This is a genomic window from Caulobacter sp. GW821-FHT12A07 (assembly GCF_058807655.1).
This window is the reverse complement of the sequence record NZ_JBXAQX010000002.1, coordinates 485,547-505,674: the sequence shown is the minus strand read 5'-3', so window position 1 is coordinate 505,674 and position 20,128 is coordinate 485,547. Positions and strand designations below refer to the sequence as shown.

Sequence of the window (20,128 nt, the reverse complement as noted above, 5' to 3'; positions counted from 1 at the left end):
GACGGGGCCCGCTGCAACGGGCCCCGTCGTCCTTTTCCGGAAGGCGCATGCGTACAGTTCAAGGGGGCGGGCGATGAGCGAAGCGAACGGCGAAGGCGCCGCGACGGGCGGCAGCCGCTACCGCTATCTGGTGCTGGCGACGCTGATCCTCGTCTACACCCTGAACTTCCTCGACCGGCAGATCCTCGGGATCCTGGCCAAGCCGATCAAGGACGAGTTCGGCCTCACCGACGGCCAGTTCGGCCTGATGGGCGGCCTGGCCTTCGCCCTGCTCTACACCACCCTGGCCATCCCGATCGCCTGGCTGGCCGACCGCTTCAGCCGCGTCTGGATCATGACCGCCGCCCTCACCGTGTGGAGCGGCTTCACCGCCCTGTGCGGGTTCGCCGGCGGGTTCGGACAACTGTTCCTGGCCCGCATGGGCGTGGGCATCGGCGAGGCCGGCGGCGTCGCCCCGGCCTATTCGCTGATCGCCGACTACTTCCCCAAGCGCCAGCGCGCCCGGGCGCTCGCGGCCTACGCCTTCGGCATCCCGCTGGGCTCGGGCCTGGGCACGCTGGTCGGCGGCCTGCTGGCGGCGACCTACGGCTGGCGCACGGCCTTCATCGTCGTCGGGTGCCTCGGCGTGGTGCTGGCCCCGATCTTCCGCGCTGTCGTTCGCGATCCGGTGCGCGGCGGCGCCGACCGCGTGGAAGGCGCGCCGCCAGCGCCGCCCGCCCCGGCCATGCCGCTGGGCCAGGCCGCGCGCCTGCTGGCCGCCAAGCCGTCGTTCTGGCTGCTGGCCTTCGGCGCGGCCTCGTCGTCGGTGTGCGGCTACGGCGTCGCCGCCTGGCTGCCCAGCTTCTTCATGCGCAGCCTGGGCCTGACCCTGTCGCAGACGGCCTGGTACTATTCGGGCATCGCCCTGTTCGGCGGCCTGCTGGGCATCTGGCTGGGCGGGGCGGTGGCCGACAGGCTGGGGGCCAAGTCCAAGGCCGGCTATCCGATCACCCCGGCCATCGCCTTCCTGATCTCGGTGCCGTGCTTCCTGCTGGCCATGAACAGCGGCAGCCTGATGGGCGGCCTCGGCGGCAAGGCCTCGCTGGCCGTGGCCTTCGTGATCTTCCTGATCCCGACGGGCCTGAACCTGGCGTGGCTGGGCCCAATCACCGCCGCCGTCCAGCACTTGGGCCCGGCCCCGATGCGCACCACCGCCTCGGCCCTGTTCCTGCTGATCAACAACCTGCTCGGCATCGCCGTCGGCATCTATTATTTCGGCCTGGTCTCCGACCTGCTGAAGCCGACCTTCGGGGCGGAGTCGCTGCGCTGGTCGATCTACAGCGGCATGGGCTTCTACCTCGTCGCCGCCCTGCTGTTCTTCCTGGCCAGCAAGCGCCTGGACAAGGACTGGGTGGACTAGGATCCCCCCAACTCCCGTCATTCCCGCCCTTGTGGCGGGAAACCCTCTGTCAGCCGCAAGGGTGGGTGGGGCGGATCGCCGGCGATCCGCTTGCGCCTCACGTGTGGGCGGAACGAGGGGTTCCCGCCACAAGGGCGGGAATGACGGGAGAGAGAGGTGCGGGAGGGGGCCGTGCACAGCCAAAAAGTCGCAGGCGCGTAACGAGGGTCCTAGCGCCACCGTTCGGACATGATCCAGGATCATTGCGCCGCCGAAACCGTGTTATTGGCGGGACGGACAGGTTTTGGCGCGATGAGCGGCGACGATCGGCATATCTTCCACGACCCCACCGGCAAGCGCCGGCGCAGGTTCACCCTGGCGGCGGGGATCGCCCTGTCCGGGGTGGCGGCCGTCGTGGCCGGTTTCCTGGCGACCCTGGCCTTCGCCCCGCGCCTGCCGGCGGTGACGCTGAAGGACCCGCACGTGCTGTCGGCCCTGCACGAGGAGACCGTGCACCGCCTCAAGCCCGGCAAGCCCTCGGCCTGGCGCCGTCTGCCCGCCCCGAAGACCCCAGCCGCCATCGGCGCGGCCAAGCCGCTCAGCGTCGGCTTCTACGTGCCCTGGGACGAGGACAGCCGCGAGTCCCTGCGCCGTCACGTCGCCCAGTTGGACGTGGTCTCGCCGCAGTGGGTGGCGCTGAAGGGCCGGACGGGCGACATCACGGCCGACGATGATCCGATCGGCACCGCCCGCATCGCCGCCGCGCCCAACCATCCCACCGTCCTGCCGCTGGTCCACAACTCGGCCGACGCCAAGTTCGACGGCCCGATGGCCGACGCCCTGCTGGCCAATCCCGCCGCCCGCAAGGCCCTGATCGACAACCTGACCGCCCTGGCCCAGCGCCGCGGCTTCGGCGGCTACATCTTCGACCTCGAGAACCTGTCGCCCAAGGGCCTGGCCAACTATCCGCTGCTGCTGGACGAGGCCCGCGCGGCCTTCAAGGCCTCGGGCCGCGAGGTCTGGGTCACCGCGCCGTTCGACGAGCAGGGTTGGCCGCTGAAGCGCCTGCAGCAGTCGGCCGACACCATCGTGCTGATGGCCTACGACCAGCACTACGGCGGCGGCGACCCCGGCCCCAACGCAGGGCAAGACTGGTACGAGAGCGAGCTCGACAAGCGCTTCTCGGCCCTCGACCCGGCCCGCACGGTGCTGGCGCTCGGCGCCTACGGCTATGACTGGACGCTGAAGGCCGACGGCACGGCGGCCAGCGGCGACGCGGCCACCTTCCACGAGGCCATCCGCAACGCCCAGGACGCCGGCGCCGACATCCGCATGGACGACGACGCCCTGAACCCCACCTACGGCTACCAGGCCGACAACGGCGACAAGCACGTGGTCTGGTTCCTGGACGCCCCCACCCTGTTCAACCAGGTCAAGGCCAGCGACCCGTTCCGGCCGCGCGGCTATGGCCTGTGGCGCATGGGCGGCGAGGATCCGGGCGTGTGGAGCGTGCTGGGCCAGCCCTACGGCAAGGGCACGGCCGCGGGCCTGACCCGCATCCCGTCGGGCCAGAGCGTCGACTTCGACGGCGGCGGCGAGGTGCTGCGCGTCTCGTCCCTGCCCACGCCCGGCAAACGCAGCCTCGAGACCGATCCCGACACCGGCCTGATCTCGGGCGAGACCTACGACGTCCTGCCCAGCTCCTACGTCATCGAGCGCTACGGCCAGCGGCCCGGCCTGGTGGCCCTGACCTTCGACGACGGCCCCGACCCGCGCTGGACGCCGAAGATCCTCGACATCCTGAAGGAGAAGAACGCGCCCGCGACCTTCTTCGTCATCGGCCAGAACATGCAGAAGCATCCGGGCCTGGTGGAGCGGGAGATGCGCGAGGGCCACGACGTCGGCGGCCATACCTGGACCCACCCCAACATCGGCGAGACGCCGCTGCCCCAGACCCAGGTCGAGCTGAACGCCACCCAGCGGCTGTTCGAGGTGGTCACCGGCCGCTCGATGCGCCTGTTCCGTCCGCCGTTCTTCGGCGACGCCGAGCCCTCGACCCCGCGCGAGGTGGATCCCCTCGTCATCGCCCAGACCCTGGGCTACCTGATCGTCGGCCTGCGGATCGACACCGACGACTGGCAGAAGCCGCCGCCCCAGACGATCATCGACCGCGCCCTCGACCGCCTCGACAATCCGGGTCCCAACCCCGGCCAGGTGGTGCTGCTGCACGACGCCGGCGGCAACCGCGAGAACACCATCAAGGCCCTGCCCGGCCTGATCGACGGCATCCGCGCCCGCGGCTACCGCCTGGTCACGGTCGGCGAGCTGGCCGGCATGACGCCCGACCAGGTGATGCCGCCGACCACCCGCGACCCGGTCGGCCTGGCGCTGGACCGCCTGGGCTTCGGCTTCTTCCGGGGACTGAACACCCTGCTGACCTGGCTGTTCATCACCGCCATCGCGCTGGGTGTCGCGCGGCTGGTGTTCCTGGCGGCCCTGGCCCTGGTCCACAAGGCGACCGAGCACACGCCGGACGACCTTGATCCGGCCACCGGTCCGCTGGTCAGCGTGCTGATCCCCTGCTTCAACGAGGAGAAGGTGATCGCCGCCTCGATCGCCCGGATCCTGGAGTCGGACTGGACCAATATCGAGGTGCTGGTCCTCGACGACGGCTCCAAGGACCGCACGGCCCAGGAGGTGCGCGACCACTTCGCCGGCGACCCGCGCGTGACGCTGCTGTCGTTCGAGAACGGCGGCAAGGCGCGGGCCGTCAACCGGGGCCTGGCCGTGGCCAAGGGCGAGTTCGTGGTGGCGCTGGACGCCGACACCCTGTTCCCGAAGTCGACGATCGGCCGCCTGGTGCGCTGGTTCGCCGACCCGAAGATCGGTGCGGTGGCCGGCAACGCCATCGTCGGCAACCGCCTCAACATCGTCACCCGCTGGCAGGCCCTGGAATACGTCACCGCCCAGAACCTGGAGCGGCGGGCGCTGGCGGCGCTGGGCGCGGTCACCGTGGTGCCCGGCGCGGTCGGGGCCTGGCGCAAGAGCGTGCTCGACGCCCTGGGCGGCTATCCGTCCGACACCCTGGCCGAGGACCAGGACCTGACCATCGCCTGCCAGCGCGCCGGCTGGAAGGTGGCCTTCGACCCGGCCGCCCGCGCCTATACCGAGGCGCCCGACACGGTGGGCGGCCTGCTCAAGCAGCGCTTCCGCTGGTCGTTCGGCACCCTGCAGTGCGTGTGGAAGCATCGCTCGGCGATGTTCAACCCCAAGACCCCGGTGCTGGGTTTCGTGGCCCTGCCGCAGATCTGGCTGTTCCAGATCCTGCTGGCCGTGGCCGCGCCGCTGGTCGACCTGGCCGTGGTCTGGAGCCTGGTCTCGGGCCTCTACGGCGCGGTGGCCCACCCGGTGGAATGGCGTCCCGACGACACCATCCGGGGCCTGCTCTACTGGGCGGTGTTCATCCTGGTCGACCTGTCGGCCGGCGCCCTGGGCATGGCGCTTGAAAAGCGCGCCCCCTGGGCCGACCTGCCCTACCTGCCGGTGCAGCGCTTCGGCTACCGCCAGCTGATGTACTACGTGGTGGTCAAGTCGGTGCTGACCGCCGTGCGCGGCGGCCGCGTCGGCTGGGGCAAGCTGGAACGGCGAGCGACCGCGGCGGTGAAGTAGGTAGAGAACCTCCCCCTCTGGGGGAGGCGGCCGAAGGCCGGTGGGGGGCCGGTCTCAGCTTCCGCAGCCTCGGCAGGTCCGCAGACACTCCCCCCTCCGATCGCTGCGCGATCGCCTCCCCCACAGGGGGAGGTTCCTGGGATCAGAACTCCGTCCACTCGTCCGCGGCGACGGCCCCGCCGCCGCTGGCGACCTTGCGAGGGGCCGGGCGCGACCGGCCGGGACGCGACGCCGGCTGGCGGCGGATCTCGGACGGGGCGATCTGGCCGCCGCCGCTGGTGCTGAAGCGCGAGATCAGCTGGGCCAGTTCGGCGGCCTCCATCTTCAGGCTGGCCGAGGCCACCGTGGCCTCCTCGACCATGGCCGTGTTGCGCTGGGTCACCTCGTCCATGCGGTTGACGGCGGTGTTGACCTCCGAGAGGCCGGTGGCCTGCTCGCGCGAGGACTCGGCGATCTCCAGGATCAGGCCGTCGATGCGGCCGACCTTCTCGACGATGGTCGACAGGGCCTCGCCGGTCTCGCCGACCAGCCGCACGCCGCGACCGACCTGGGAGGTGCTCTTGGCGATCAGGGCCTTGATCTCCTTGGCGGCTTCCGCCGAGCGCTGGGCCAGCGCCCGCACTTCCGACGCCACGACCGCGAAGCCCTTGCCGGCGTCGCCCGCCCGCGCGGCTTCGACCCCGGCGTTCAGGGCCAGCAGGTTGGTCTGGAAGGCGATCTCGTCGATCACGCCGATGATGCTGGTGATCTTGCCCGAGCTTTCCTCGATCTCGCCCATGGCCGCGACCGCCTCGCCGACGATCTCGCCCGAGCGGGTGGCGTCGACGCGGGCGGCCGAAGCCACCTGCGAGACCTCGCGCGCGCCCTCGGCGCTGCGGTTGACGGTGGCGGTGATCTGGTCGAGGGCGGCGGCGGCCTCCTCGAGATTGGCGGCCTGGATCTCGGTGCGGCGCGACAGGTCGTCGGCCGCGATCGAGATCTCCTGCGCCCCGGCCCCGACGCTGCGGGTGGCCGACGACACCACGCCCATGGCCCCGTCCAGAGCCGACATGGCGCTGTTGAAGTCGTTGCGCACCTTGTCGAACTGCGGATCGACCGGCTTGCTGATGCGATAGGTCAGGTCGTTGCGGGCCAGATGGTCGAGGCCCTGGGCGATCTCGTTGACCGCGTGCACGCGGCCGGTGACCACGGTGGCGAACTTCACGACCTTGGCGATGCGGCGCTTGTGGTCGAAGATCGGGTTGTACGAGGCCTGGATCCACACCTCGCGCCCGCCCTTGCCCACGCGCTTGAACTCGGCGGCGACGAACTCGCCGCTGTTCAGGCGGTCCCAGAAGGCGGCGTAGTCCGGCGAGTTGGCATAGGCGCCGTCGACGAACATCCGGTGATGGCGGCCCTGGATCTCGCTGAGCGTATAGCCCAGGGCGTCGAGGAAGTTCTGGTTGGCGGTGACGATCTCGCCGGCCGGGGTGAACTCGATCATCGCCTGGGCGCGGCTGACGGCCTCCATCTTGCCGTGCTGCTCGGCGGCGCGGCGCTTCTGCTCGGTGATGTCGGTGGCGACCTTGACGATGCGGGTGACGCCCCCGCGCGCGCCGCGGATCGGATTGTAGGAGGCCTGGATCCAGACCTCGCGGCCGCCCTTGCCCACGCGCAGGTACTCGCGGGCGTCGAACTCGCCGCGCCCGAGCTTGGCCCAGAAGGCGGCGTAGTCGGCGCTGGCGGCGTAGTCCGGCTCGACGAACAGGCTGTGGTGGCGGCCGACGATCTCCGACAGCGCATAACCCATCGCCGCGCAGAAGTTCTCGTTGGCGGTGAGGATCCGGCCCTTGGGATCGAACTCGATGGTCGCCAGCGACCGGTCCAGCGCGGCCAGGGTCTCGACGGCCTGGACTTGCGAGCGATTGAACATGGAAGTCTTCCATTGCAGGCCGGGACAAGGGGGTCGCCGGGCGCGTGTCGGGCTAGCAAGAGCTTCGATGCGGTAAATAGATTATTTATACTACGGCAGCGTCTCGAAACCCCAAGTAGAGCCCGACTCCCGCCAGCCTATTGCGCACGAAAAGCATCGTATTTAAGCCGTTGTTTCTTCGAGAAGCTTCAGCGCCGAATGGCTAAGCTTGAGTGGAAGATCGCGGTTCTGCGACAAAAGCGCCTCGCGCCCGGCCCGACCCTCTCCGGGCCTCACGCCGCCCATTTCGCAGGCGCCGCACGCCCAAAAAACCGACCGCCGTCGGCGCGCGTCCAAAACCGCCATTCCAGATAACCGGAGTCTGTGGGCGCTTTCGTAAAAGTGCAGGTTTTTCCTGCCTCTCGCCTTCTCCGATGGGGCGCGGGCGTTCTTTCTGACGATCGATCGGCAGAAGGGGGCGCCTTATCGCCCCCATGCGGTTGCGCCTGCGAAATCACGCTCCTATAACGCCGCCACATTCAAGAACCGTCGCGGAAGACCGGTCCCCTCATGAACATTCACGAGCATCAAGCCAAAGCCGTCCTCGCGGAGTTCGGCGCCCCCGTCCCGCGTGGCTTCGCGGCGTTCACTGCCGACGAAGCCGTCGCCGCCGCTGAGAAGCTGGGCGGTCCGGTCTTCGTCGTGAAGAGCCAGATCCACGCCGGCGGCCGCGGCAAGGGCAAGTTCGAGGGCCTCGGCCCCGACGCCAAGGGCGGCGTCCGCGTCGTCAAGTCGGTCGAAGACGTCAAGGCGTCGGCCGAGGAAATGCTCGGCCGCGTGCTGGTGACCCACCAGACCGGTCCCAAGGGCAAGCAAGTGAACCGCCTCTACATCGAGGAAGGCGCTGCGATCGCCAAGGAATTCTACCTGTCGCTGCTGGTCGACCGTGAAACCTCGATGGTTTCGGTGGTCGCCTCGACCGAAGGCGGCATGGACATCGAGGACGTGGCTCACGCCACCCCGGAAAAGATCCACTCGTTCTCGATCGACCCCGCCACCGGCGTGTGGCCGACCCACCAGCGCGCGCTGGCCAAGGCCCTGGGCCTGACCGGCGGCCTGGCCAAGGAAGCCGCCGTGCTGCTGACGCAGCTCTACACGGCGTTCCTGGCCAAGGACATGGCCATGCTGGAGATCAACCCGCTGATCGTCACGGCCGACGACCACCTGCGCGTCCTGGACGCCAAGCTGTCGTTCGACGGCAACTCGCTGTTCCGTCACCCGGACATCCGCGCCCTGCGCGACGAGACCGAAGAAGACCCCAAGGAAATCGAAGCCTCGAAGTACGACCTGGCCTACATCGCCCTCGACGGCGAAATCGGCTGCATGGTCAACGGCGCGGGCCTGGCCATGGCCACCATGGACATCATCAAGCTGTACGGCGCCGAGCCGGCCAACTTCCTCGATGTCGGCGGCGGCGCCAACAAGGAGAAGGTCACCGCGGCCTTCAAGATCATCACCGCCGATCCGGCCGTGAAGGGCATCCTGGTCAACATCTTCGGCGGCATCATGCGCTGCGACATCATCGCGGAAGGCGTCATCGCCGCCGTGAAGGAAGTCGGCCTGCAGGTTCCGCTCGTCGTTCGCCTGGAAGGCACCAACGTCGAGCTGGGTAAGAAAATCATCTCGGAAAGCGGCCTGAACGTCATCGCCGCCAACGATCTGTCTGACGGCGCCGAAAAGATCGTCGCGGCCGTGAAGGGTGCTCGCTAATCATGTCGATCCTCATCGGTTCTGAAACCAAGGTCATCACCCAGGGCTTCACCGGCGCCCAGGGCACGTTCCACTCGGAACAGGCCATCGCCTACGGCACCAAGATGGTCGGCGGCGTCACCCCGGGCAAAGGCGGTCAGACGCACATCGGCCTGCCGGTGTTCGACACGGTCGGCGAAGCCAAGGAAGCCACCAACGCCGACGCCTCGGTGATCTACGTCCCGCCGCCCTTCGCGGCCGACTCGATCCTGGAAGCCATCGACGCCGAAATCCCGCTGATCATCTGCATCACCGAAGGCATTCCGGTGCTGGACATGGTGCGCGTGAAGAAGGCCCTGAAGGGTTCGCGTTCGCGCCTGATCGGCCCGAACTGCCCGGGCGTCCTGACCCCGAACCAGTGCAAGATCGGCATCATGCCGGGCGGCATCTTCTCGGAAGGCTCGGTCGGCGTCGTGTCGCGTTCGGGCACCCTGACCTATGAAGCCGTGTTCCAGACCACCAACGCCGGTCTCGGTCAGACGACCGCCGTCGGCATCGGCGGCGACCCGGTGAAGGGCACCGAGTTCATCGACGTGCTCGAACTCTTCCTGGCCGACGAAGCCACCAAGTCGATCGTCATGATCGGCGAAATCGGCGGCTCGGCCGAAGAAGAAGCGGCCCAGTTCCTGAAGGACGAAGCCAAGCGCGGCCGCAAGAAGCCCATGGTCGGCTTCATCGCCGGTCGCACGGCTCCTCCGGGCCGTCACATGGGCCACGCCGGCGCCATCATCTCGGGCGGCAAGGGCGGCGCCGAGGACAAGATCGCTGCGATGGAAGAAGCGGGCATCCGCGTCTCGCCGTCGCCGGCGAAGCTGGGCGAGACCCTGCTCGAAGTCCTCAAGGGCTAAGAACTACACCGAAACCCCGCCCCGTGCGGGGCCCAGGTTTTTTGCGACCGCCAGTCGACGATCCGAAAAAATCACCTGGGCCTCGCCATCCGGCGCGGGCGACGGGAGATTGACAGACTATATTTACGGGACCGGTCTAACCACCGGTCCCGTAAACGGATCCGAAGCGTGGCGGCCGAAAATGGATAGCGGCCAACCGGTCGTCGCGCTTCATGTTTCAAACGAGCTCGTGATCCCGCCGGATGGCCTCGGCGGGCGAGCATCGAGGCGAAGACGATGGCGGACGACGCAGGCATCATCAATCAGGTCTTGACCGAGACCTCCTTCCTCTACGGCGCGAACGCCGCCTTCGTAGAGGACCTCTACGCCCAGTGGGCGGAGAACCCCGGGTCGGTCGAGCCCTCTTGGAACGCCTTCTTCTCCTCGCTGGCCGAGCAGGCCGACCAGGTCAAGCGCGCCGCCCAGGACCCGGCCTGGACCCCCAAGAAGGTCCCCAGCGTCCGTCCCGACTGGCTTTCGGCCCTCGACGGCCAGTGGGCCACCGTCGCCCCCGCCGTTGAAGCCAAGATCGCCAAGGCCGTCGAGGCCAAGGCTCCCGGCGTCTCCGCCGAAGCGGTCCGCGCCGCCACGCTGGACAGCTTGCGCGCCATCATGATGATCCGGGCCTACCGGATGCGCGGCCACCTCGCCGCCAACCTCGACCCGCTGGGTCTGGAGCCGCCGAAGGCCGCGCCCGAGCTCGACCCGGCCACCTACGGCTTCACCGAAGCCGACTATGACCGCCCGATCTTCCTCGACTTCGTGCTGGGTCTGGAGACCGCCACGATCCGCGAGATCCTGTCGATCGTCCGCCGCACCTACTGCGACAACGTCGGCGTGCAGTACATGCACATCTCGAACCCCGACGAGAAGGCCTGGCTGCAGGAGCGCATCGAGGGTCGCGACAAGGAGATCGTGTTCTCGAAGGAGGGCAAGGTCGCCATCCTCAAGAAGCTGATCGAGGCCGAGGGCTTCGAGAAGTTCCTGCACAAGCGTTTCCCCGGCACCAAGCGCTTCGGCCTCGACGGCGGCGAAGCCATGGTCCCGGCCATGGAGCAGATCATCAAGCGCGGCGGCGCGCTGGGCGTGAAGGACATCGTCCTGGGCATGCCGCACCGCGGCCGCCTGAACGTGCTGGCCGCCGTGATGGGCAAGCCCTACCACGTGATCTTCCACGAATTCCAAGGCGGCTCGTCGGTGCCCTCGGACGTCGAGGGTTCGGGCGACGTGAAGTACCACATGGGCGCCTCGTCGGACCGTGAGTTCGACGACAACAAGGTCCACCTGTCGCTCACCGCCAACCCGTCGCACCTGGAAATCGTCAACCCGGTCGTCATCGGCAAGGCCCGCGCCAAGCAGGCCTTCCTGCTGCGCGAGACCCCCGACGCCGGCCGCGGCCACGTGCTGCCGCTGCTGCTGCACGGCGACGCGGCCTTCGCCGGCCAGGGCGTGGTGGCCGAGTGCTTCACCCTGTCGGGCCTGAAGGGCTACCGCACGGGCGGCACCATCCACTTCATCGTCAACAACCAGATCGGCTTCACCACCAGCCCGCGCTACTCGCGCAGCTCGCCGTACCCGAGCGACATGGCCCTGATGGTCGAGGCCCCGATCTTCCACGTGAACGGCGACGACCCGGAAGCGGTCGTGTTCGCCTCGAAGGTGGCCACCGAATACCGCCAGAAGTTCGGTAAGGACGTGGTCATCGACATGGTCTGCTACCGTCGCTTCGGTCACAACGAAGGCGACGATCCCACCATGACGTCGCCGCTGATGTACGCGAAGATCAAGGGTCACCCGCCGACCCGCGAACTCTACGCCAACCGCCTGATCGGCGAAGGCCTGATCACCCAGGGCGAGTCCGACGGCTGGGTCTCGGAGTTCGAGACCTTCCTCGACAACGAATTCGAGAGCGGCAAGAGCTACAAGGCCAACAAGGCCGACTGGCTCGACGGCAAGTGGAAGGGCCTGGCCCAGCCCGGCGACGAAGAGCGCCGCGGCAAGACCGACGTGCCGCTCGCCAAGCTGCAGGAACTGGCCGCCAAGATCACGGCCATCCCGGAGCGCATCGACGCCCACAAGACCGTGCGCCGCGCCATCGAGAACCGTCGCGACGCCTTCACCAAAGGCGAAGGCCTCGACTGGGGCGCCGCCGAGCACATGGCCTTCGCCACCCTGCTCGACGAAGGCTTCCCGGTCCGCCTGTCGGGCCAGGACTCGGTCCGCGGCACCTTCACCCAGCGCCACTCCGACGTCATCGACCAGAAGACCGAAGAGCACTACACGCCGCTGAACAACATCCGTCCGGGCCAGGCCAACTACGAAGTCATCGACTCGGCCCTGTCGGAAGAGGCGGTGCTGGGCTTCGAGTACGGCTTCTCGCTGGCCGACCCGAACACCCTGACCCTGTGGGAAGGCCAGTTCGGCGACTTCGTGAACGGCGCCCAGGTGGTGATCGACCAGTTCATCAGCTCGGGCGAGCGCAAGTGGCTGCGGATGAGCGGTCTCGTGATGCTGCTGCCGCACGGCTACGAAGGCCAGGGTCCCGAGCACAGCTCGGCCCGGCTCGAGCGCTTCCTGCAGTCGTGCGCGGAAGACAACATGCAGGTGGTCAACTGCACCACCCCGGCCAACTACTTCCACGCCCTGCGTCGCCAGATGCACCGTGAGTACCGCAAGCCGCTGATCGTGATGTCGCCCAAGAGCCTGCTGCGCCACAAGCGCGCCGTCTCGAACCTGAGCGATCTGGCCGAAGGCACCGCCTTCCACCGCGTGATGGTGGACGGCGCCGAAGCCGGCTGCGACGTCGGCGGGATCACACTGAAGAGCGACGATCAGATCAAGCGCGTCATCATGTGCTCGGGCAAGGTCTACTTCGACCTGATCGACCAGCGCGCCAAGACCGGCCGCGACGACGTCTACATCCTGCGTCTGGAGCAGTTCTATCCGTGGCCGCTGAAGTCGGTCATGGGCGTGCTGAACCGCTTCAAGAACGCCGAGCTGCTGTGGGTTCAGGAAGAGCCGAAGAACATGGGCGGCTGGACCTTCGTCGATCCGTGGATCGAGCTCACCCTCGACAAGATGGACATCAAGGCCAAGCGCGCCCGCTACGTCGGTCGCCCGGCCAGCGCCTCCACCGCGGCCGGCCTGATGAGCCGCCACCTCAAGGAACTCGAAGCCTTCCTCACCGAAGCCTTCGCCTAAGAGTTCAAACCTTCAAGCCGCCGCGCCCTTCGACTTGTTCGATAGGCGCGGCGGTTTAAGTTCGCACCCGACCCTGACCGCCAGATCAAAAAGAGACATCGGAACCTAACCATGGCCGACATCATGACCCCCGCCCTGGGCGAATCCGTCACCGAAGCGACGGTCGCCCGCTGGACCAAGAAGGCCGGGGAGGCCGTGAAGAAGGACGAGCTGCTCGTCGAGCTGGAAACCGACAAGGTCAGCCTCGAAGTCGTCTCGCCGGCCGACGGCGTCCTGGTCGCCATCAGCGCCGAAGAAGGCGCCACCGTGGTTCCGGGCACGGTCCTGGGCGTGGTGACCGAAGGCGCGACCGCCTCGGCCGCTCCCGCCGCCGCCCCGGCCGCTGCTCCGGCCCCCGCGCCCGCTCCGGCTCCCGTCGCCGCCGCCGCTCCGGCTGCTCCGGCCGCCGCTCCGGTCAGCCCGGCCCCGGCCCGCATCGCCGCCGAGACGGGTCTGGACCTGTCGAAGGTCGCCGGCACCGGCAAGGACGGCCGCGTGACCAAGGGCGACGCCCTGGCCGCCCTGGAAGCCCGCGCCGCCGCCCCGGCTCCGGCGCCCGCCGCGCCGTCGGCCCCGCGTCCGATCCACGAGCGCGAAGAGCGCGTGAAGATGACGCGCCTGCGTCAGACGATCGCCCGTCGCCTGAAGGAAGCCCAGAACAACGCCGCCATGCTGACGACCTTCAACGAGGTCGACATGAGCGCGGTGATGGCCCTGCGCGCCCAGTACAAGGACGTCTTCGAAAAGCGCCACGGCGTGAAGCTGGGCTTCATGTCCTTCTTCACCAAGGCCGTCGTCGCCGCCCTGAAGGCCGTGCCGGACGTCAACGCCGAGATCGACGGCACGGACATCGTCTACAAGAACCACTACGACATCGGCGTCGCCGTCGGCACCGACAAGGGCCTGGTGGTTCCGGTCGTCCGTGACGCCGACGCCCTGAACCTGGCCGAGATCGAAAAGGCCATCGGCGACCTCGGCAAGAAGGCCCGCTCGGGCGGCCTGGCCATCGAGGACATGCAGGGCGGCACCTTCACGATCACCAACGGCGGCATCTACGGCTCGCTGATGTCGACCCCGATCCTCAACGCGCCGCAGTCGGGCATCCTCGGCATGCACGCGATCAAGGAACGCGCCATGGTCGTCAACGGCAAGATCGAAGTCCGTCCGATGATGTACCTGGCCCTGTCCTACGACCACCGCGTGGTCGACGGCCAAGGCGCCGTGACCTTCCTCGTGAAGGTCAAGGAAGCCCTGGAAGACCCGCAGCGCCTGCTGCTGGACCTGTAAGGGTTCTAGTCTTTCGAGATACGGAAAGGGGCCGCGAAAGCGGCCCCTTTTTTGTTGGTCCGGAGCCCAAGCTCCTCCCCCGTGAAACGGGGGAGGTGGCGCGGCGCTATCCGCGCCGTGACGGAGGGGGCGACGGCCGGCACGGCGTCCAGTCTCGCCCCCTCCACCGCTTCGCGGTCCCCCTCCCCCGCAAGCGGGGGAGGAGTTCAGTTGCGTAGATCCTCCCCCTCTGGGGGAGGTGGCCCAGAGGGCCGGAGGGGGCAGACGCGGCGCGTAAGGCCCCCTCAGTCGCTCCGCGACAGCTCCCCCAAAGGGGGAGCATCTTCAGAAACTAGTCGACGTCCCAGCGGAACGCCGCGTCGATCCAGTCGCCGATGCGGCCGTCCGGACGGGCCAGCGCGAACACCTGCGCCATCTCCTCGTCGGTCAGCGTAAAGTCGAAGATCGCGAAGTTCTCGGCCAGCCGCGCCGGGTTCTTGGTGCGGGGAATGGTCACCACGCCCTGCTGCACCTGCCAGCGCAGCGTCACCTGCCCCGGCGTCTTGCCGTACTTGGCGCCGATCGCCTTCAGCACCGGGTCGTCGCCGACCTTGCCCTGGGCCAGCGGCGACCAGGCGGTGATCGAGGCGCCCAGCTTCTCAGCCGTGGCCCGCAGGGTCTTCTGCGACAGGTAGGGGTGATACTCGACCTGGTTGGTGGCCAGCGGGGCCTCCGACAGGGCCGCCGCCTCCTCCCAGAGCGCCGAGGGGAAGTTCGACAGGCCGATGCCCCGCGTGCGGCCGTCGGTCTTGACCGCGTTCAGCGCGGCGATGGTTTCGGCCAGCGCCGGCTTGGGCTTGGGCCAGTGCAGCAGCAGCAGGTCCACCTGGTCGACCCGCAGCTTCTTCAGGCTCTCGTCGACCGAGCGCTGCAGGTCGCCGTCGGTGAACTTGTCGATCCATACCTTGGTGGTGACGAAGATCTCGCTGCGGGGCACGCCCGTGGCCGCCAGGGCCGCACCGACGTCCTGCTCGTTGCCGTAGATCTGGGCGGTGTCGACATGGCGATAGCCGACCTCCAGCGCCTTCTCGGTCACGGTCTGGGCCAGGCCGTTCTCCAGCTGGTAGGTGCCCAGGCCGATGGCCGGGATGTCGATGTCGCCGGAGCGAACGGTAGGCTGGGCCATGGGGAAACTCCTGGAAAAACGCTCAGGCGGATATAGGCGCCCGGTCCCGCTTCGCCAGCCGTAGTTGCAGATGCTGCACGCCGGTGAGCACCAGGGTCAGGGCGAAGAACCCGGCCGCCATCACCACCATCGTCACCAGCACCGAGGGATAACCCCGCTTGGCGACATTGAGGAACGGATAGGGATACCAGCCCGACAGCGCCCCGTGGATCAGGGTCCAGACCCCGAAGGCAAACGGCAAAGCGAGCGCCTTCCAGGCCTGGCCCCAGCGGGCGGCCTCGCGCGGCGGCAGGACCAGCAGGTCGGCCAGGAACAGCAGCGGCGTCACCGTGTGCAGCAGGGTGTCGGCCAGCAGCTGCCAGCCCTTCGGGTCCCACAGACCGGCCAGCAGCACGTGATAAACCAGCGCCGTCACGCCGATATAGACGCCTACCGCCACCCGCGTGCCCGCCCGCCGCGCCCAGACGCCGAGGCGGCTTTCCGGGGCCAGGGCCGAGGCGACCAGCGCCGTCCCGACCAGGATGTTGCTGAGCACGGTGAAGTAGCTGAAGAACTTCACCGTCTGGACCCCGAGGTCCCGACCCTCGATCGTCAGGCCGTATTGCAGCACGACGCCGAACCAGACGATCGCCGCCGCGACCAGGCGCCAGGCGCGCTCAGCCCTATTGGTCATTGGGCTGGTCATGGGCCTTGGAAACCTTCTTGGGGACGCTGGCGCGCCATTGCCGTTCGAGAATGCGCTTCACCGTCCCCGGCTCCACCGCCGACAGCCGGGCCAGCACCATCGGATAGTTGCGGTAGTGGTCGGTGAAATAGAAGACCTCGGGCGCGGCCTCGATCAGCATCTCGCGCTCGTCGAACGGCACGCCGGTCAGGACGAGCGTATCGCCGTCCTCCTTCAGCCTCGTCAGGAACTTGCCGTTCGCCTTGAGGCAGGCATAGCCATAGGACGTCCCGTCCGCGACCAGCGGCAGGGAAAAGGCGAAGGCGCGGACCTCTTCATACGTCATGGGCATGGGCGAAGCTCCCGTACCGCGACTATAGATGCAGTATGAGCGCGGAAAACACTCTGAAGACGCCGATCCTGGTGCTGGGCGCCACCAGCCTGATCGGGACCTTCCTGATGGCGCGGCTGCAGGCCGCCGGCCACGAGCCCATGGGCCTGTCGCGACGGCCTCCCGGAGGCGACGCCTGCTGGATCGACGCCGACCTGCGCGCCGACGACCTGGCCGAGCAGCTGCCCGGCGCGGCCACCGTCTTCGCCCTGTCGCCGATCTGGCTGCTGCCCGACGTGCTGCCGCTGCTGAAGGCCCGCGGCATGACACGTCTCGTCGCCTTCTCCTCGACCAGCCGCTTCACCAAGGAGGCCTCGCCCGAGCCCGCCGAGCGCGCCGTGGCCAAGGCCCTGGCCGACGCGGAAGCCGCCGTCGAGGCCTTCTGTTCGGAACATGGCGTGGCCTGGACCATCCTGCGCCCGACCCTGATCTACGCCGAGGGCCGCGACGGCAACGTCAGCCGCCTGGCCGGCCTGATCCGCCGCTTCAAGGTGCTGCCGCTGTCGGGTTCGGGCGAGGGCCTGCGCCAGCCGGTCCATGCCGACGACCTGGCGGCCGGCGCCATCGCGGCGGCGACCGCCCCGGCGGCGGCCGGCCGGGCCTACGCCCTGGTCGGCGGCGAGACCCTGGCCTATCGCGACATGGTCCGCCGGATCTACGAGGGCCTCGGCCGCAGGCCGCTGATCGCGCCCTTGCCGCCGTGGCTGTTCAGCTTGCTGCTGACCCTGGCCCGGCCGTTCTTCCCCGGCGCGACGGCGGCCATGGGCGCGCGGATGAGCCAGGACCTGACCTTCGACGCCGCCGATGCGGTCAGGGATTTCGGGTGGAGTCCGAGGGATTTTCATCCCCGCTTCTGATCCCTGTCCCCTTGCGGGAAGGGGTCGTCGAGGGGGCGCGAGCGGATGTTGCGCCCCCTCGTATTTGATTGGCAGGCCTCAGAGCGAGGTCAGCGCCTGGTCGGCCACGCCATCGCAGTTCAGGTCGAGCGAGGCGACGCCGTCTGCGACCAGGATGCCGGTATCGACCGCCCCGTCGCCGTCGCGGTCGCCATAGAGGGCGCCGTTGTCGTCGGCGTAGACGACCGCGCCGCCGCTGACGGCGACGGCGGTCAGCGACGCGTTCGCCGTGGTCAGGCCGTTGTAGAGGCCGTTCGCGGCAAGGGAAGCTTCGGCGGCGTTCACGGCGGCGCCGTTCTGGGGCAGGGCCGCCAGCGCATCGGCGATCGTCTGCAGGTCGTTGGCCGGGGACGAGCCTCCCGGTCCGGCGCTGTAGGTATAGGGGGTCGAGATCGGATACGAGGTCGTCGTGTAGAACGTCGTCGGCGAAATGGTGGAGACGACCTCGCTGTCGTAGCCTCCGGTCACCAGAGCGACTTCTTCCTTAGACAGATTCCGCATGTTCCACGCTCCGTGCATTGGGAATTTGGTCGTCGCCGCGTTCCTTCTTGTCCGCGACGTATCTCTCGATCCATTCGTCGTTGAGGCTGTCGGACTGACGATCCAGACGGCCGATCTCGACCCGCCGGCTCCGGTCGTATTCAACCCCCATGAAGGCGGCGATCCGGTCGAGGACCCCCTCCTCATCGTCCAGCACCTCGCCGTATCCGATGCGCAAGGGCGCGGTTTCGGTGAGGGCGAAGATCTTCTCCCAGGCCGCCTCCTGCTTGGCGACGGAGAGCTCCTGCCGGCGAATGAGCGCATAGTCGTAGGTCGGCTCGTTGATCTCCTTGGCGATGGCGAACCAGCGCTTGGTCTGGATGGCCCGCGCATAGGAGACGGCCTGCGCCGCCTTGTTCTCGCGCGTGAAGTAGAGCACGTGATCGGGCGCTATCCGCTGCAGGAAAGCGTCCTCTCGATCTGATACTTCCCGGTAATTCGGGATGAACATCTTGTAGCCGAAGACGCCATTGCCGCCGCTTCTGATCCTCTGAAGCGCCAGCCAATATTCATCCAGAGTATTGTGCGGCAGCCGATTGAAGACCGGCCGGTTGGTGTTCATGTTCAGGTATTCGAGCGGCGCGCCGAATGCGCCGGCCGCCCAAAGCCTCAGAACGAAATAGGTGCTTCCGCTTCGCGGAACGGAGGCGACCATGTAGGTCTGACGCGCGCCTCCAGGAACGACGGGGAGGTCGTGCTCCCGCCGATACAGTTGATCTACGTTAAGCAACACCTCACCCTTTTTACAAAACTGCAAAAATAGACGCCGCAGATCCCGAAATGCTGCCGAATAGCGATAGCGTTTCGAGGTGAGCAACTCAGATATTCACTTAATGCGACTGTCAATCTTCTATTTTATGCTTTAGTTTTTCAAATTTGAATTATACAGAACTTTTTTGATCTAAAATTCTATTTGCAAACCTGCGCTGCAGCGTGCTGCCTTCACAAGCACGAGTAGGTGTTGCGATGTCAGTGAGCGTTGAACTTTTTCGCACTTCGGCCGTGGAGTCGGCCCGCTCCCGCATGGGGCGCCCCGTCGAGATGACCGGCGTGGCGGGCTGGGCCCTCACGCTCTTCATGGCCGCGACCCTGAGCGTCGCCGTCGCGTTCCTCTGCCTGGCGCGCTACGCCAAGACCGAGACGGCGCTCGGCGAGGTCACGCCTTCGGCGGGGGTCGCCCGGATCTTCGCCCCCAAGGCCGGCGTGGTGCGGACGGTGCTGACGCCCAGCGGCAGCCAGGTCGGCGCCGGCCAGACCCTCTTCATGCTGTCCTACGACACGGTCCTGGAAAACGGCGCCAGACTGGGCGGCCGGATGGAGGCGGTCGGCCGCGACCAGCTGGAAGCCAGCCGCATGCAGGGCCAGGCCAGGAGCGGCCAGGTGAGCGCGGCGATCGCCGAACTCGACGCCAAGACCGACAGCCTGACCCAGGCGGTCGGCGCCTATCGCGAGCAGCGCCGGATCCAGCTGGACCGGATCGTCCTGCTCGAGAAGACCGTGACCGCCTCCCAGGCCCTGGCCGCGCAGAACCTGATGTCGTCGGTGGTCCTGCGCCAGCGCGAGGACTCCCTGCTTTCGGCCCGGCAAGGCCTGACCGACCTCGACCGCTCGATCAGCGAGGCTTCGAGCCAGATCGCCCAGGGCAAGGCGCAGCGGGCCAACCTGCTCTATTCGCGGGAAGAGGCCCTGGCGAACCTGAACCTGGCCCAGGCTCAACTCACCGAGAAGCGCCTGCAGGACGAGGCCGCCAGGGGCGTGCGGATCGTGGCCCCCAAGGCCGGTCGCATCACCAACCTCCAGGTTCGGGCTGGCGACGCGGTGGAAGCCGGCGCGCCCCTGGCCCTGCTGGCGCCGGACAGCGGCGGCGACCTGGAAGTGACCCTGTGGGCGCCTTCGCGCGCCGTCGGTTTCGTCCGGCCCGGCGACAAGGTGCGACTGATGTTCGACGCCTTTCCCTACCAGACCTTCGGCGTGGTCTGGGCCCGGGTCTCGGAAATCTCGCGCGCCCCGATCATGCCCGGCGACCTCCCCGTCCCGATCGAGACGAAGGAGCAGATGTACAAGATCACGGCCCGCCTCGAGCGCAGCAGCCTGCGCGCCTACGGCAAGGACTGGCCGCTGACGCCGGGGATGCGGCTGACCGCCGATCTCGTGCTGTCCGAGAAGTCGCTGCTGGAATGGCTTCTCGACCCCATCGCGGCGACGCGAGAGCGCTCAGCGCTCTGATCCCGCCGCTCAGCATTCATTCCACAGCCCAGGAGAACGCCAGCCAAGCAATCAAAACTCAGCATCAACCAGAACCATCAAGTTG

The 20,128-nt window shown here is 68.0% G+C and carries 14 protein-coding genes; 8 read left to right on the top strand and 6 right to left on the bottom strand.

Annotated elements, in window-relative coordinates; genetic code table 11:
* The first annotated feature begins 73 nt into the window (after nt 1–73).
* Both AC1RRS_RS06110 and AC1RRS_RS06105 read left to right on the top strand, forming a co-directional pair.
* Complete coding sequence (locus tag AC1RRS_RS06110) at nt 74–1,399, top strand: spinster family MFS transporter (protein ID WP_492854346.1); 1,326 nt, start codon at nt 74–76, stop codon at nt 1,397–1,399.
* 291 nt (nt 1,400–1,690) lie between these two features.
* Nucleotides 1,691–5,047 (top strand): glycosyltransferase, encoded by a 3,357-nt coding sequence (locus tag AC1RRS_RS06105; protein ID WP_492854345.1) that lies wholly within the window; start codon nt 1,691–1,693, stop codon nt 5,045–5,047.
* Between the two features lie 142 nt (nt 5,048–5,189).
* Here the strand turns inward: AC1RRS_RS06105 and AC1RRS_RS06100 are convergent, their stop codons facing one another.
* Nucleotides 5,190–6,959: a methyl-accepting chemotaxis protein gene (locus AC1RRS_RS06100; RefSeq protein ID WP_492854344.1), complete on the bottom strand. Its 1,770-nt coding sequence runs from the start codon at nt 6,957–6,959 to the stop codon at nt 5,190–5,192.
* A gap of 549 nt (nt 6,960–7,508) precedes the next feature.
* On the opposite strand from AC1RRS_RS06100, the gene sucC reads away from it, so the two are divergent.
* The 4 genes from sucC to odhB all read left to right on the top strand — a co-directional run bounded on the left by sucC (nt 7,509) and on the right by odhB (nt 14,161).
* Complete coding sequence (gene sucC, locus AC1RRS_RS06095) at nt 7,509–8,708, top strand: ADP-forming succinate--CoA ligase subunit beta (protein ID WP_487290033.1); 1,200 nt, start codon at nt 7,509–7,511, stop codon at nt 8,706–8,708.
* Between the two features lie 2 nt (nt 8,709–8,710).
* Nucleotides 8,711–9,595 (top strand): succinate--CoA ligase subunit alpha, encoded by an 885-nt coding sequence (sucD, locus tag AC1RRS_RS06090; protein ID WP_110120085.1) that lies wholly within the window; start codon nt 8,711–8,713, stop codon nt 9,593–9,595.
* Nucleotides 9,596–9,871: 276 nt separating this feature from the next.
* The gene (locus tag AC1RRS_RS06085) at nt 9,872–12,835 is read left to right on the top strand and encodes a 2-oxoglutarate dehydrogenase E1 component (RefSeq protein ID WP_110120084.1); all 2,964 of its coding nucleotides are present in this window, start codon (nt 9,872–9,874) and stop codon (nt 12,833–12,835) included.
* Nucleotides 12,836–12,946: 111 nt separating this feature from the next.
* On the top strand, nt 12,947–14,161 hold the full coding sequence (gene odhB, locus AC1RRS_RS06080) for a 2-oxoglutarate dehydrogenase complex dihydrolipoyllysine-residue succinyltransferase (RefSeq protein ID WP_492854343.1): 1,215 nt from the start codon (nt 12,947–12,949) through the stop codon (nt 14,159–14,161).
* A gap of 331 nt (nt 14,162–14,492) precedes the next feature.
* On the opposite strand, the gene AC1RRS_RS06075 is transcribed toward odhB, so the two are convergent.
* From AC1RRS_RS06075 to AC1RRS_RS06065, 3 genes are read right to left on the bottom strand one after another with little or no spacing between them, the layout of a single operon-like run.
* Nucleotides 14,493–15,326, bottom strand: coding sequence for an aldo/keto reductase (locus AC1RRS_RS06075; RefSeq protein WP_492854342.1), 834 nt, complete (start codon nt 15,324–15,326; stop codon nt 14,493–14,495).
* A gap of 22 nt (nt 15,327–15,348) precedes the next feature.
* Nucleotides 15,349–15,999: a Pr6Pr family membrane protein gene (locus tag AC1RRS_RS06070; RefSeq protein ID WP_492854341.1), complete on the bottom strand. Its 651-nt coding sequence runs from the start codon at nt 15,997–15,999 to the stop codon at nt 15,349–15,351.
* Nucleotides 15,989–16,342, bottom strand: coding sequence for an MmcQ/YjbR family DNA-binding protein (locus AC1RRS_RS06065; RefSeq protein ID WP_492854340.1), 354 nt, complete (start codon nt 16,340–16,342; stop codon nt 15,989–15,991). Before AC1RRS_RS06065 ends, AC1RRS_RS06070 begins: the two co-directional genes overlap by 11 nt.
* A 35-nt stretch (nt 16,343–16,377) precedes the next feature.
* Here AC1RRS_RS06065 and AC1RRS_RS06060 point away from each other — a divergent pair, with 35 nt between their 5' ends.
* Nucleotides 16,378–17,238 carry an NAD-dependent epimerase/dehydratase family protein gene (locus tag AC1RRS_RS06060; RefSeq protein WP_492854339.1) on the top strand — a complete coding sequence of 287 codons (861 nt, stop codon included), beginning with the start codon at nt 16,378–16,380 and terminating at the stop codon, nt 17,236–17,238.
* Between the two features lie 78 nt (nt 17,239–17,316).
* Here the strand turns inward: AC1RRS_RS06060 and AC1RRS_RS06055 are convergent, their stop codons facing one another.
* The gene (locus AC1RRS_RS06055) at nt 17,317–17,778 is read right to left on the bottom strand and encodes a hypothetical protein (RefSeq protein WP_492854338.1); all 462 of its coding nucleotides are present in this window, start codon (nt 17,776–17,778) and stop codon (nt 17,317–17,319) included.
* Nucleotides 17,762–18,634, bottom strand: coding sequence for a Stf0 family sulfotransferase (locus AC1RRS_RS06050; protein WP_492854337.1), 873 nt, complete (start codon nt 18,632–18,634; stop codon nt 17,762–17,764). The genes AC1RRS_RS06055 and AC1RRS_RS06050 overlap by 17 nt, the downstream gene beginning before the upstream one ends.
* 206 nt (nt 18,635–18,840) lie before the next feature.
* Here AC1RRS_RS06050 and AC1RRS_RS06045 point away from each other — a divergent pair, with 206 nt between their 5' ends.
* A complete protein-coding gene (locus AC1RRS_RS06045; protein WP_492854336.1) occupies nt 18,841–20,043 on the top strand; it encodes an HlyD family secretion protein in 1,203 nt (400 codons plus the stop codon).
* The last annotated feature ends 85 nt before the right edge of the window (nt 20,044–20,128 follow it).